The 13,292-nt window shown below is 75.0% G+C and carries 7 protein-coding genes; 3 read left to right on the top strand and 4 right to left on the bottom strand.

Annotated features, from left to right (window positions below; genetic code table 11):
- Positions 1–50: 50 nt before the first annotated feature.
- The 3 genes from B0I31_RS13075 to B0I31_RS13065 all read left to right on the top strand — a co-directional run bounded on the left by B0I31_RS13075 (position 51) and on the right by B0I31_RS13065 (position 9,429).
- A complete protein-coding gene (locus B0I31_RS13075) occupies positions 51–2,204 on the top strand; it encodes an ATP-binding protein (RefSeq protein WP_245949857.1) in 2,154 nt (717 codons plus the stop codon).
- Between the two features lie 322 nt (positions 2,205–2,526).
- Entirely contained in the window at positions 2,527–5,925 is a 3,399-nt protein-coding gene (locus tag B0I31_RS13070) for an ATP-binding protein (RefSeq protein WP_245949856.1), read from the top strand.
- A gap of 60 nt (positions 5,926–5,985) precedes the next feature.
- The gene (locus B0I31_RS13065; RefSeq protein ID WP_245949855.1) at positions 5,986–9,429 is read left to right on the top strand and encodes an ATP-binding protein; all 3,444 of its coding nucleotides are present in this window, start codon (positions 5,986–5,988) and stop codon (positions 9,427–9,429) included.
- 860 nt (positions 9,430–10,289) lie between these two features.
- On the opposite strand, the gene B0I31_RS13060 is transcribed toward B0I31_RS13065, so the two are convergent.
- From B0I31_RS13060 to B0I31_RS13045, 4 genes are all read right to left on the bottom strand, one after another.
- A complete protein-coding gene (locus B0I31_RS13060; protein WP_106615626.1) occupies positions 10,290–10,469 on the bottom strand; it encodes a hypothetical protein in 180 nt (59 codons plus the stop codon).
- A 1-nt stretch (position 10,470) separates the two neighbouring features.
- Positions 10,471–11,091 carry a response regulator transcription factor gene (locus B0I31_RS13055; RefSeq protein WP_106615625.1) on the bottom strand — a complete coding sequence of 207 codons (621 nt, stop codon included), beginning with the start codon at positions 11,089–11,091 and terminating at the stop codon, positions 10,471–10,473.
- A gap of 150 nt (positions 11,092–11,241) precedes the next feature.
- Complete coding sequence (locus tag B0I31_RS13050; RefSeq protein WP_106615624.1) at positions 11,242–12,324, bottom strand: NAD-dependent epimerase/dehydratase family protein; 1,083 nt, start codon at positions 12,322–12,324, stop codon at positions 11,242–11,244.
- A gap of 79 nt (positions 12,325–12,403) precedes the next feature.
- On the bottom strand, positions 12,404–13,291 hold the full coding sequence (locus B0I31_RS13045) for a zinc ribbon domain-containing protein (RefSeq protein WP_106615623.1): 888 nt from the start codon (positions 13,289–13,291) through the stop codon (positions 12,404–12,406).
- Position 13,292 lies beyond the last annotated feature (1 nt).

The following is a 13,292-nucleotide window of genomic DNA, read 5'->3' as shown; positions in this document are numbered from 1 at the left end:
GGGGCGGGTGATTCGCCCCGCCACCCGGGAACCGGTGGCAAGGTGGCCTGGTGGTTGCCGCAGGAGGGTCCGAGCCGCCCGCAGTGGTGCACAACGAGCTGACGGCCGTCGTGGGCGGTGCGGTCGTGCAGGCCGGCGTCGTGCACGGTGGGGTGCACGTGCACGGGGCGCCGGTCGTCGGTCCGCCCCGGCAGTTGCCCGCGATGCCGGCCGCGTTCGTCGGTCGCGAGAGCGCGCTCGCCGCGCTCGACGAGGCACTGGACGACGGGGCGCACCGGTCGTCGGCGATCTCGCTCATCGGCGGCGCGGGCGGGATCGGGAAGACGTGGTTGGCGTTGCGGTGGGCGCATCGGCGGCTGGAGCGGTTCCCGGACGGGCAGCTGTTCGTGGACCTGCGGGGGTTCAGCCCGAAGGGCGGGCCGGTGGCGCCGGAGACCGCGGTGCAGGGCTTCCTGGCCGCGCTGGGCGTGGAACCCGGCCGCGTCCCGCCGGACCTCGACGGGCAGGCCGCGTTGTTCCGCAGCGTCACGGCGGACCGGCGCGTGCTGGTGGTGCTGGACAACGCCGTGTCCGCCGAGCAGGTGGAACCCCTGTTGCCCGGTGGCCCGTCGTGCGCGGTGGTGGTCACCAGTCGGCGGATCCTCAGCGGACTGGTGGCCCGGCACGGCGCCCGGCACCTCGCGCTGGACGTGCTCGCCGACGACGAGGCCCGTGCCGCGCTGGAGTCGCGCCTGGGCGGGCCGCGCCTGTCCGCCGAACCCGCCGCCGTCACGCGGTTGCTCGCACTGTGCCGGGGGCTTCCGCTGGCGCTGGCGATCGCGGCCGGGCGGGCGCACACGAACCCGGATCTGGCGGTCGCGGACCTCGTCGCCGACATCGACCGGTCCGGCACGGCCGCCCTGGACGACGACGACCCCACCGCCAGCCTGCCCGCGGTGCTCGCCACGTCGTTCCGCGCCCTGACCGCCGAGCACCGGCACGCGGTGCGCCTGCTGGCCCTCGCACCCGGCCCGGACATCGGCCTCACCGCCGCCGCGTCCCTCCTCGGCCTGCCGCTTGACCGGACCGCACGGGTCCTGCGCGCCCTGCACGAGGCATCGCTGCTGGACCACGGCGTCCGCGGCCGTTACCGCATGCACGACCTCATCCGCCGCCACACCGACGACCTGCCGGCACCGGAACGGGACCGGGCCCTGCGGCGCGTGGTCGACCACTACCTGCACACCGCCCACCACGCCGACCGGCTGCTGTACCCGCACCGCGAACCCCTGCGGCCCGCACGGCCGGCACCCGGCACCCTCGTGCCCCGATTACCGGCCGAGGACCAGGCCATGGCCTGGTTCGACACCGAGCACCCCAACCTGCTGGCCGCGACGCACACCGCCGCCACCAGCGGACGGCACCGCGTCGTGTGGCACCTCGCGCGGGCGCTGGACACGTTCCACTTCCGGCGGGGCCACCGCGACGACCGGGTGGCCGTCTGGCGGGCCGCCCTCGACGCCGCCGCGCACCTCCCCGACCCCGCGGCCCGCATCAGCGCCCACCGCAACCTCGGCATCGCCTACGCCGTCCTGGAACACCCGACCCGGGCGATCACGCACCTCGACCGGTCCCTCGCCCTCGCCGAACAGCACGACGACCCCGTCCAGCAGGCCCGGACCCACCAGATGCTCGGCTGGGCGTGGCACTGGCGCGGCGACCTCCGCCGGGCCCTGGACCACGCCGAACGGGCACTGGCCCTGCACGACCGGCTCGACCGACCCGTGCCGCGGGCCGACACCCTGAACCAGATCGGCTGGTACGCCGCCCACCTCGGGGACCACGACAGCGCGCACGACCACCTCCGGGCGGCACTGCCCCTGCACCGGCGACACCGCAACCCCGACGGCGAGGCCACCGCCCTGGACGGCCTCGGCTACGTCGACTACGTCCACGGCCGCCACCGCGACGCCGTGCGGCACTACGAACGGGCCTTGGCCCTGCGCCGCCGACTCGGCCACACCTACGGCGAAGCCGAGATCCTCGAACGCCTCGGCCACGCGCACGCCGCCCTCGGCGACCGCGACCGGGCCGACCGCTCCTGGCGGGTCGCGCTCGACCACTACCAGCGGCAGCGGCGGGACCACGACGCCGAGCGGGTCCGGCGGTCGCTCACCACGACGGGGCACCCGTCCGGCGCCTACCGCCTCGGTCCGCCGCGGTGACGCGATCCGGCCACCGCGTATCAATTGGGCGTGGCCGGGTGATCCGGTTGGTCCGCCTTGGGCTATTGACGAATACCACGCGGACCGAGAGTGGTCCGCTGTGGCTATGTTGGTTGAGTGAGTTCGTGTCGCTCCGGTGAGTCGACCGATTTCCGCAGGTCAGGAGGGACGAGGGGGCTGGTGGTCCGATGTCGGCGGTCGAAGGTGCGGCGGACGCCATTCCCCATCCGGTGGAATGGGTCCCGCCGCGTGCACTTATTCCCGGTCCGAATCCGCATTCACCCGCGAATTCCGGCCGCGATGGGCGGCGGCGGTGACGGGTGTGCCCGTCCCCGTCAGGGTGGAACTGCTGGGCACGGTCCGGGCGTGGCGCAACGGGGTCGAGATCGACCTCGGTACCGCCCGGCGGCGAGCGGTGTTCGCCCTGCTCGCCCTGCGGGCCGGGCAGACCGTGTCCAAGGACGAGCTGATCGACGGCGTCTGGGGCGATTCGCCGCCCGCGACGGCCGCCGCCGGTCTGCACACCTACGTCTCCGGGCTGCGCCAGGCGCTGGAACCCGACCGGCCGAAGCGGTCCACCGGCGTGGTGCTGACCTCGGCCGGGTCCGGGTACTGCCTGCGCGTGCCGGTGGACGGCGTCGACGTGCACCGGTTCGAACGCCACCGGGAACGGGCCAGGGAGCTGGCCGACCGCGAGCCGGCGCTGGCGTTGGCCGAACTGGACCAGGCGCACGCGTTGTGGCGCGGTGAGGCGCTGTCCGGGGTGTCGGGGCCGTTCGCCGAGTCGCAGCGCACCCGGTTGCACGAGCTGCGGCTGGCCACCGCGGAACGACGTGCCGAGCTGGCGCTGGTCGTCGGCCGGCACGAGGACATGATCGCCGACCTCGCCGCGCTGACCCGGGAGCACCCGGTGCGGGAAGGGCTGCGCGCCCTGCTCATGACCGCGCTGCACCGCGCCGGGCGGCAGGCGGAGGCGTTGGAGGTCTACCACGACGCGCGGCGGGTGCTCGTGGAGGAGCTGGGCATGGAACCCGGCGCCGTCCTGCGGCAGGCGCACCGGATGGTGCTGGAGGACAAGTCCGACGACGTGCCGGCGCCCCGGGTCGGCGCCTCGCCGATGATCAAACCGGCTGTGTTCGTCGGCCGGGACGAGGAATCGGACCTGCTGCGGGCGGTCGTGGACGACCTGGCGGCCGGGTTCGGCGGCGCGGTGTGGGTCGGCGGCGAGCCGGGCGTCGGCAAGTCCGCCCTGCTGGCCACCGGCCTGGCCGGCGCGGTCGAGGCCGGGTGCCGGGTGGCGTGGGCCGCGGGCGACGAGTTCGGGCCGCGAACACCGCTGCGGGTGCTGCTGGACTGCCTCGACGTCACCGAGTCCTCCGGTGACCCGCGCCGGGCCGCGCTGGCACAGGCGTTGCGCGCACCGGCCGACGCGTCCGACGACCCGGTGCCGCTGGTGGTCGAACAGGTGCTCGGCCTGATCGACGAGCTGTGCGCGGAGGCGCCGCTGGTGATCGTCGTGGACGACCTGCACTGGGTGGACGAGGCCAGCGTCCTGCTGTGGCACCGCCTCCTGCGCGTGGTGCACCGGTCGCCGCTGCTGCTGGTCGCCGCCGCCCGGCCGGTGCCCCGGCGGGCCGACGTGGAGCAGGTGCGCCGCACCGTCGCCGCCTCCGGTGGCCGGGTCGTCGAACTGGGGCCGTTGTCGGACGAGTCGGTCACCGCGATGCTGACCGGGCTGCTGGGCTCGCCGCCCGGCCGGAACCTGCGCGCGCTGGCCGGCCTGGCCGCCGGGAACCCCCTCTACACCAAGGACGTGGTCGACGCGGTGATGCGCGAGGACGCGGTCCGGGTGGTCGACGGCGTGGCCGACGCGGTGCCGCGACCCGACCGCGACATCCCCCGCTCGCTGGTGTCGGTGATGACGCGCCGGCTGGGTTTCCTGTCCGCGCCCACCACGGACGTGCTGCGCTCGGCGGCGTTGCTGGGCGACGAGTTCGCCCTCGGTGACGCCGCGACGGCACTGGGCCGCACGGTGTCGGACCTCGTCGCCGCCGTGGAGGAGGCCACCACCGCCGGTGTGCTGGACGACGGCGGGCCGAAGGTGGCGTTCCGGCACCCGCTGGTGCGGCAGGCGCTGCACCTGTCCGTGCCCGCCGGTGTCCGGGCCGCGCTGCACCGCCAGGCCGCCGGGGCGCTCGCCGCCGCGGGAGCCCCGGCGGAACTCGTCGTGGGCCAGCTGGCCGCCGCACCGGGCATGGTGGACGAGTGGGCCGCCGGCTGGCTCGTCGCGCACGCGGCCGCGCTCGTGGACCACGCGCCGGAACGGGTGGTCGGCCTGCTCCGCGCCGTCGTCGCCGAGTCCGCTGTGGACGCCGAGCACCGCGAGCGGCTGGCCGCCCTGCTGGCGCGCGTGCTGTTCTGGCTCGGCAGGCCGCCCCAGGCGGCGGCGCGGTACGTGCTGGCCCGCACCCGCGACGCCGACCGGGCCGCCGGGATGCGCTGGATCCTGGCCCATGCCGCGTACCGCGACGGCCAGGTCACCGCGGCCGTGGACGCGTTGCGCGCGGCGGTGGACGACGAGGCCGTGCCGCCGGCCTGGCGGGCGCGCCTGGAATCGCTGCTGGCAGTGGTGCAGCGGGACGGCCTCAACGACGTGGACGCCGCCGAGCAGACCGCCCGCCGGGCGTTGCGGCGCGGCGAGGAAGCGCACGACGACTTCGCCGTCGCCCACGCGCGGCAGGGGCTGTGGCAGGTCAGCACCGTCCGCCGGGACCACGTGCGGGCCCTGGAGCACGTCGACCGGGCGTTGGACCTGACCGCGCCGCACCCGGGCTTCGGGATGCTGCGCCTGGGGCTGCTGGACAACAAGGCGTTCACGCTGCAGAACCTGGACCGGCTGGACGAGGCCGACGACGTGCTGCGCGCGGCCCGCGACCTGGCCGGGTCCGGCGGCACCGGACCGCACCTCACGACCGCCGTGCCGGACTACTGGCGTGGCCGGTGGGACCGGGCGCTGGCGGAGGCCGAGGTGGTGCGCGACGACCCGGGCCGCATGGTCTACGGGCTGCGCGAACGCGGACCGGTGCTGCTCGTGCTCGGCGTGGCCGCCCTGATCGCGGCCCGACGCGGCCTGACCGCCCTGGCCGAGGACTGCCTCCGGGCCGCCGCCGGACAGCCGTTCGTCATCCTGGCCGACCGGGAGCACGGCGACTTCCTGCTGGCCGCACGGGCGGTGCTGGCCGAGGGCGCCGGGCGGCCCGAGGAGGCGTTCGCCGTCCTGGCACCGCTGCTGACCTCCACACCGGGGCACATGGTGCTGCGGCACCAGTGGCTGCCCGACGTGGCGCGGCTGGCCGTGCGGACCGGACGGACCGACGTGGCGGAACGCGCGCTGGCCGGGTGCGTCGAGGAGGCGGCGAGGGAACGGGTACCCGGCCGGGCGTTCGCCGCCGAGGCCCGGTGCCGCGGGCTGGTGCGCGGCGACCCGGGGCCGGTGCTCGACGCGGTGGCCCGATACCGGGCGGTGGGCAGGCCGGTGGAGCTGGCGGAGGCGTTGGAGGACGCGGCGGTGCTGTTGGCGGCACAAGGGGACCGGGCGGCGGGCGACGCGGCGTTCCGCGAGGCGCTGGCCGGCTACGAGAGCCTGGGCGCGGCGCACGACGTGCGACGGGCGCGGGCACGGATGCGTGACGCGGGACGGGGGATCGGGTGGGCCGGCTGAGTGGCGGCGGGCGGTAGTGGTCGGGGTGGTGCGGTGCTCGGTCAGGGTGGTGGACGAGAGGTGGATCTCGGGATGACGGGCGCGTTGCGGGTCGAGCTGCTGGGCACGGTGCGCGCCTGGTCGGGTGAGCGGGAGGTGGACCTGGGCTCGTCGCGCCCACGCGCGCTGTTCGCGATGCTGGCGCTGCGCTCCGGTGGCGTGGGGCGTGACGAACTGGTGGCGGGCGTGTGGGGAGCCGATGCGCCGCCCACGGCGGAGGGCAGCGTCCACACCTACGTCTCGACGCTGCGCAAGGCACTGGAACCGGACCGGCCCAGGGGCGCCGCCGCGCGGCTGCTGGTGTCGGTCGGCTCGGGCTACCGGCTGCTGGTGGACGGCGGGCTGGACGTGGCGGCGTTCGAGTCGTTGCGCGACCGGGCCAGGCGGCAGCTCGCCGAGGGCGACCCGGTGACCGCCCGGACGGCACTGGACGAGGCGCTGGCGCTGTGGCGTGGTGAGGCGCTGGCAGGGCTGACCGGCCCGTTCGCCGAGGCGCAGCGGCGCAGGCTCGGCGAGGCGCGGACCACCGCGCGGGAACTGAGCGCCGAAGCCGCCCTCGCGTCCGGTGCGCACACCGAGGTCGTCGCCGAGCTGACCGCGCTGGTGGCCGAGGAACCCCTGCGGGAACGGGCACGCGAGCTGCTCATGCTGGCCCTGCACCGGTCCGGGCGCAGCGCGGAGGCACTGGAGGTGTTCCGCGACGCGCGCCGCGTGCTCGTGGCGGAACTGGAGGTCGAACCCGGACGGCGGCTGCGCGCCGCGCACGAGCACATCCTCGGCGGCACGGACAGGGAACCGGTGACCCCCGCGCGCCGACCGGCCGCCGTGACGCGGACCGCACGCGAACCGGTCGACCCGCCGCCGCGTGACGCCGAACTCGTCGGGCGGGACGTGGAGCTGGCCGCCGTGCGGCGCGCGGTCGACGACGTCACCACCGGCACGGGCCGGTTGCTGTGGATCGAGGGCGAGATGGGCATCGGCAAGTCGGCGCTGCTGGCCGCGCTGCTGGCCCAGGCCGACCGGGCCGGGCACCAGATCGCCCACGCCGTGGCCGACGAGCTCGGCAGCCGGTTCCCGTTGCGGCTCGTGCTGGACTGCCTGGGCGTCGAACCGCGCTCGCCCGACCCGCGGCGCGCGGCGACCGCGCGGGCACTGCGCCAGGAACGGCCCGCCGGGTCGATCTTCGCCGACTCCGACCCGGTGTTCGGCTCCGTCGACCGCCTGGTCGCCCTGGCGGAACAGCTGTGCGCGGACGGGCCGCTGGTGTTCGCGCTGGACGACCTGCAGTGGTCCGACGAGACCAGCACGCAGGTGTGGCACCGGCTGTCCACCGTGGCACGGCGGCTGCCGCTGCTGCTGGTCGGCGCGGCCCGACCGGTGCCCTACCGGGCCGAGGTCGCGCGGCTGCGCCGGGACGTCGAGTCCGGCGGCGGCGCGGTCCTCGACCTCGCCCCGTTGGGCGCCACCGAGGTCGCGGGCCTGGTCGGACGTCTCGTCGGCGCGTCGCCCGGTCCGGGGCTGCGCCGCATCGCCGCCCGCGCCGGCGGCAACCCGCTGTACGTCCGCGAGGTCGCCGACGCGCTCGTCCGGGAACGGGTCGTGGAGGTGGATACGGGGGTGGCGGACGTCGCCGTGCACGCGCTGGACCGCGTGCCGCTGTCGCTGGTGTCCGCGGTGACCGGCCGGCTGGACTTCCTGTCCGACCCGACCCGCGAGGTGCTGCGGTGGTCGGCCCTGCTCGGCGGCGAGTTCGCGGTGAGCGACCTGTCGGTGGTGCTCGGCACGCCGGTGTTCGAGCTCGCGGCCCGGCTGGAGGAGGCGATCGCGGCGGGCGTGCTGCGCGACGCCGGTCCGCGGATGGCGTTCCGGCACCCGCTCATCCGGCAGGCCCTGTACGAGGGGACGCCCGCCGCCCTGCGCACGGCCCTGCACCAGCAGGCCGCGCAAGCGCTCGCGGCGTCCGGCGCGCCCGTCGACCACGTGGCCGAGCAGCTGCTGGCCGCGTCCGACCAGGTCGGCTCGTGGGTGGTGGACTGGCTGGTCGCGCAGGCTCCCGCGCTGGTCTACCGTGCGCCGTTGGTGGCGGTCGAGCTGTTGCAGCGGTGCCTGCGGTCGTCGGTGGCGCGTGACGAGCGTGACGCGACGTTGATGGCGCACCTGAGCAGTGCGTTGTTCCGGATCGGGCGGGACGCGGAGGCCGAGGAGCACGCGCGCCGGGCGTTGCCGCGACTGCGGTCGCCGGACCTGATCGCGGAAGTGCGCTGGACGTTGGCGTACATGCCGTACCGGGGTGCGCGGGCGGAGGAGGCGGTGGCGGCGTCGCGGGAGGCGTTGGACGATCCCGTGCTGTCGGACATGTGGCGTGCCCGGCTGCTGTCGTTGCTGGCGCTGGTGCAGCGGGCGGGTGTCGGTGAGCTGGACGGTGCCGAGGCCAGCGCGCGGGCGGCCATCGAGGCGGGGGAGCGGGCCGCCGACCCGTTCGCCATCGGTCAGGCGCTGGAGGTGCTGTGGCAGGTGGAGGCGGTGCGCCGGGACTACCCGCGTGCCGTCGCGTACCTCGACCAGGCGCTCGACGTGGTCGGCACCGACGTCGCGCTGACCGATCTGCGGTTGTTGTTGCTGGACAACCGCATCTTCACGCTCCAGTGCCTCGATCGGCTGGAGGAGGCCACTTCCGCGCTGCGGACGGCGTTCGACCTGGCCGGGCGGGGGACACCGGTGGCGGGCCTGCACCTGGCCGCCGCCGTGCACCAGTTCTGGCTCGGCGGGTGGGACGAGGCGGTGGCGCGGCTGGAGGCGGTCATCGGCGACCCGGAGTTCACCGGGTTCGGACTGCGGGAGGGCGGGCCCGTGCTGCTGCACGGCGTGGTCGCGCTGATCGCCGCCCACCGGGACGACGGCGCGCGGCTCGACACCCACCTGACCACCGGCCTCACGCTGCCGCTGGTGACCGAGGCGTACCGGGAGAACTGCGACTTCCTGGTGGCGGCGCAGGCGATGGCGGCGGCGCGCGAAGGTGACCACGCCGGTGCCGTCGAGGTGCTCGGCACGATCCTCGACACCCGTTACGCGGACATGATGCTGCGCCACCAGTGGCTGCCCGAACTGGTGCGGCAGGCGTTGGCGTGCGGCGACCTGGCCACAGCCCGCGCCGCCGTCGAAGCCTGCGAAGCCGAAGCCGCCCGCGAGACCAAAGCCGCCCGAGCCGCCGCCGCGGCACGGCGATGCCGGAGCGTCCTGGCCTCCGACCCGGAAGGCCTCGTACCGGTCATCAGCCACTACCGCTCGGTCGGCCGCACGTTCGAATTGGCACAGACCCTGGAAGACCAAGCCGTCCTCCTCACCCACCGCGGCCAAACCGCCGAAGCCGAAGGAATCGCCACCGAAGCCACCGACCTCTACCGAACCTTCGGCGCCCACTGGGACATCCGCCGCACCGCCACCCGCATCGCAGAAGCCCACTGACCACCCACGCCTCACGCTCCTGGGCCGCCGCGCCCCGCGTCTCGCAACCGGCCGGGGCGCAACCGGGCGCCGAGGTCCGGCGGGCAGCCGAAACCGGCCGGGGCTGCGTTCCCGTGTCGGGCTGCGTCGGGGCTGGGCGCCGAATCCCGCGGGCTGCTGGAGGTGGGATCCCGCGAGTGGGCCAGGGATCGGTTTCCCACCCACGCCAGGCTGGGTCCCGGCTGGGCGCCGCGTCGCACGGCTCGCGCGAACAGCCAGGCCGCGGACGGCGGCCGGGTCCCACAGGCTGGGCCGCAGCGATTCTGTGCCCGCCGGTGCGCGGGGCCGAGGCGTGGCGCCGGATTCGGCGAGGCGCTCGGGCTGCGGCCGGGCCTGATCCCACTGGCGCCTGAGCCGCAATCGGGCCGGACCTCGTGGGCAGCTGGGGCGTGGGCGGGCCTGGGCGCCGCGTTGTGGGCGCGGTCCGAGGCGCTGCGTGCTGTGTCGCGGGCGCGGTCCGAGGCGCAGCAGCGGCCAGTCTGGCATCGGCAGCAGCTTGGGCCTGGCCGTGGCTTCGGCACGGTGGCGGCGTGGGCTCGCCGTGGGCGTGGGCTCGGCGTGGGCGTGGGCTCGGCTGCGGCGTGGTGGCGCGGCAGTGGTCTGGCTCGTTGGCGCTGTCGGGTGTCGGTCGGTGTGAGGTCGGCGGCGTCGGCGGTCGGGGGGCGGCGGGGTTGGAGGGGTTGAGCACGTGAGGGGGCCGAGAGATCCTTTTTCCGGGCCGTGGCGCCACCCCTTCTTTTCCCGGCAACAATTTTGGCATGACCATTCATCCCCGAAGCCTGTGCCACTTCTGGGTGATCTCGGCAGCGCGTGGGAGTCGGTCATGCCTCGGAGAGGTGTGTGGGTGCGTCGATCACGCCGTCCGAGGACATCACCCACCGCGCCTCGGCCTGTGGGCGAACCGGGTGGGGCATTCTGGCGTTGGCCCGGATGCCCCGCAGCGCCTGGTCGACCACCCGGCGCAGTGCGGCACGGTCCTGCTTGGTCGTGGTTTCGGCCATGTCAGATCATCCCCTTCCGAAGGGCGTAGGCGACCGCGTGCGGCCGGTTGCGCAGGTTGAGCCGGGCGGTGATCCCGTAGAACACGTTCTTGATGGTCCGCTCCGAGTACGACAGCCGACCGGCGATCTCGGCCGTGTCCAACCCGTCCGCCATCAACCGCAGCACGTCGGCCTCGCGGGCGGACAGCCGGTCGCGCCCGCCCTCCGGGTCCAACACCTGCTGCTGCAGCCGCTGCACGTGCCGCAGCAGCTCGGCCACCATGTTCGGCGGCATCACGCCACCACCCGACGCCGCCGACAGCACGCTGCGCAGCACCAGTTGGTCGCTCACCGTGGCCCGCGGCAGGATCGCCACGATCCGGCACTCCACCGCCGTGAGCACGTCGGACTCGCCGACCTCGTCCACGATCAGCACCACCGGCGCCCCGACGTGCGCGGCGGCCCGGCGCAGCCTGGACACCACCTCGGTGCTCAGCCGGTTGACCGCCATGACGACGACGTCGGGCTTCGCCTGGACAGTGCCCTCCAGCAGTTCCACATCGGGCCTCGAACCGAGATAGGTGATCAGACCCGTCATGCTCAGGTGATCCGCCGCCTGGACGACGACCCGGACTCGCTCCACCGCTGCCTCCCGCTGTCTCGGATTGCACCACCGAGTCTGCGAGTCGCGGCTTCACGCGCTCTGAAACGCGTCTACAAAGATTCTTCACGCCCGCTGGACGCTCTGAAGAACGAAGGCCGTATCGACCTCAACACGGGGACCGACCGGCGGTCAAGAGCCCACGGGGAAGCCGTTCAGCCCGACCGCCACCCAGTGGTCGTGCACCGAACTCAGGATGTCGGCCAGCCCGTGGACCGGCCGCCAGCCCGGGTAGTCGCGGCGGAACTTGCGGGTGTCGGTGATCCAGCACCGCACGTCCGCGAACCGCCGCTCGGGCACGTACTCGAACGGCACCTCCCGGCCGGTCAGGTACTCGTACCGGGCGATCAGCTCCAGCACCGACGCGCTGCGCTCCCGCCCACCGCCGGCGAGGTAGACCTCGCCGGGCCTCGGATCGCGGTAGAAGTGCCAGAACATCTCCACCAGGTCACGCGCGTCCAGCACGTCGCGCACCTGCTTGCCGCCGTGCCCGATCACCGGGAACGGCGCACCGCGCACGGCGCTGCGCACCAGGTGCGACAGGAACCCGTCCTGCTCGACGCCCGCGTGCCGCGCACCGGTCACGCTCGCGCACCGGAACACCCCGATCCGCAGCCCCAACAGGCCCGCGTACGACTGCGCGGCGTGGTCGGCGGCCAGCTTCGACACCCCGAAGAACGTCCGCCGGCCGCCCTCCGTGCGCAGCGACTCGTCGATGCCGTGCTCGTGGTACGGGTGCACGGGGTCGATCTCCCACCGGGTGTCGGTCTCCACCAACGGCAGCGTGTCCGGCGCGTCGCCGTACACCTTCGTGGTGGAGGTCAGCACGACCACCGCCCCGGGGCAGACCCGGCGGACGGCTTCCAGCAGGTTCATCGTGCCGACCGCGTTGACCCCCAGGTCCACCAGGGGCTGCCCGGTCGCCCACTCGTCGCTCGGCTGCCCGGCCGTGTGCACGACCAGCCGCACGTCCGTGCCGTACTCGCCGAGCAGGGCGGTGAGCGCGGCGTGGTCGCGCACGTCCACCAAGTGGTGCCGGTAGTTGGGGATGCGCTCGACCTGCGCCAGGTTGGCCGCGACCGACCCGGCGGGACCGAAGAAGTCCTGCCGCATCCCGTTGTCGATGCCGACGACCAGGTCGAACCTCGCCGCGAACGCCCGCACGGCCTCACCTCCGACCAAGCCCGCCGAGCCGGTGACCACTACGACGTCCATGTGCCGCTCCCGTCCTTCGCTGATGGATGCCCAGGGAATGGATTGCCCGGGGAATGGGTGCTCAGGGCCGAATGGGTGCTCAGGGCCGGCGGAAGAACTCCACCTCACCCAACGCGATGTGCCGTCCCGGTGCCTGCCCGGCGACGGCCCGCACGACCAGCCGGACCCGCACGACGTCGCTCACCGCCGTGTCGACGCGCTGCGGTCCCACCCGGTCGGCCAGGGGCAGCGGCACGGTGCGGCTGCCGCCGTCCGCCGTGGTCACGACCATGTCCAGCGCCGCGACCCGCGCCTGCCCGGTGAACGCCCGCTCCTCCACGCCCGCGCCCGTGTGCACCACCACCGACAGCAGCCGGAACGGCGCGGCGAAGCCGAACTCCACCGAGTCGCCCACGGCGGTCGCACCCCAGTACCGGTTGGACAGGCCGTCCACGGCCGCCGCCGCCGGGTGACCGGACACCTCCGCGGTGGCGGTGCTGCTGCTCGGCCCGACCGCGACCGGGGTGGCCGTCTTGTCGCGCACGTCCTCGACCAGCGCCAACGCCGCGGGGTAGAACAGGATCGCGGCCACCAGCAGCACCGCGCCCGCGGCCAGCACGACCAGCCGGCGCAGCCACCTCGACGTGTCGCCCCGCCACCGCCACCGCCGACGTCGTGCCTGGCCGCGCTCCTCCCGCGCACCGGGCCCCAACGGCGTGGCGCAGCGGCGGCAGAACCGGCGTCCCGGCGGGTTCGCGATCCCGCACGCCGGGCACGGCGGCCCGACCACCACCTCCTCGTCCACGGCGCTGGGCAGCGGCCTGCGCGCCTGCGGCCGGCCGGGTGGCACCGGACCGGGCCGCTCCTCGGCAGCGGGCTCGTCCGGAACCGGCGGTGGCGCGCTCGCCCAGCCCAGGTAGGTGCCGCAGTTGCCGCAGAAGTCGTCGGCGTCCCGCGTGGGCGCGCCGCACTGCGTGCACAGGCGCATG

Source organism: Saccharothrix carnea (assembly GCF_003014735.1).
GTDB classification, from domain to species: Bacteria; Actinomycetota; Actinomycetes; order Mycobacteriales; family Pseudonocardiaceae; genus Actinosynnema; species Actinosynnema carneum.
Note: the sequence above shows the minus strand (reverse complement) of the source record. Positions and strands in the feature narration are given on the sequence as shown.

Coding starts and splice junctions, on each gene's coding strand:
- B0I31_RS13060 (WP_106615626.1), bottom strand. CDS start 10,469: ATGGCCGAAACCACGACCAAGCAGGACCGTGCCGCACTGCGCCGGGTG.
- B0I31_RS13050 (WP_106615624.1), bottom strand. CDS start 12,324: ATGGACGTCGTAGTGGTCACCGGCTCGGCGGGCTTGGTCGGAGGTGAG.
- B0I31_RS13045 (WP_106615623.1), bottom strand. CDS start 13,291: ATGCGCCTGTGCACGCAGTGCGGCGCGCCCACGCGGGACGCCGACGAC.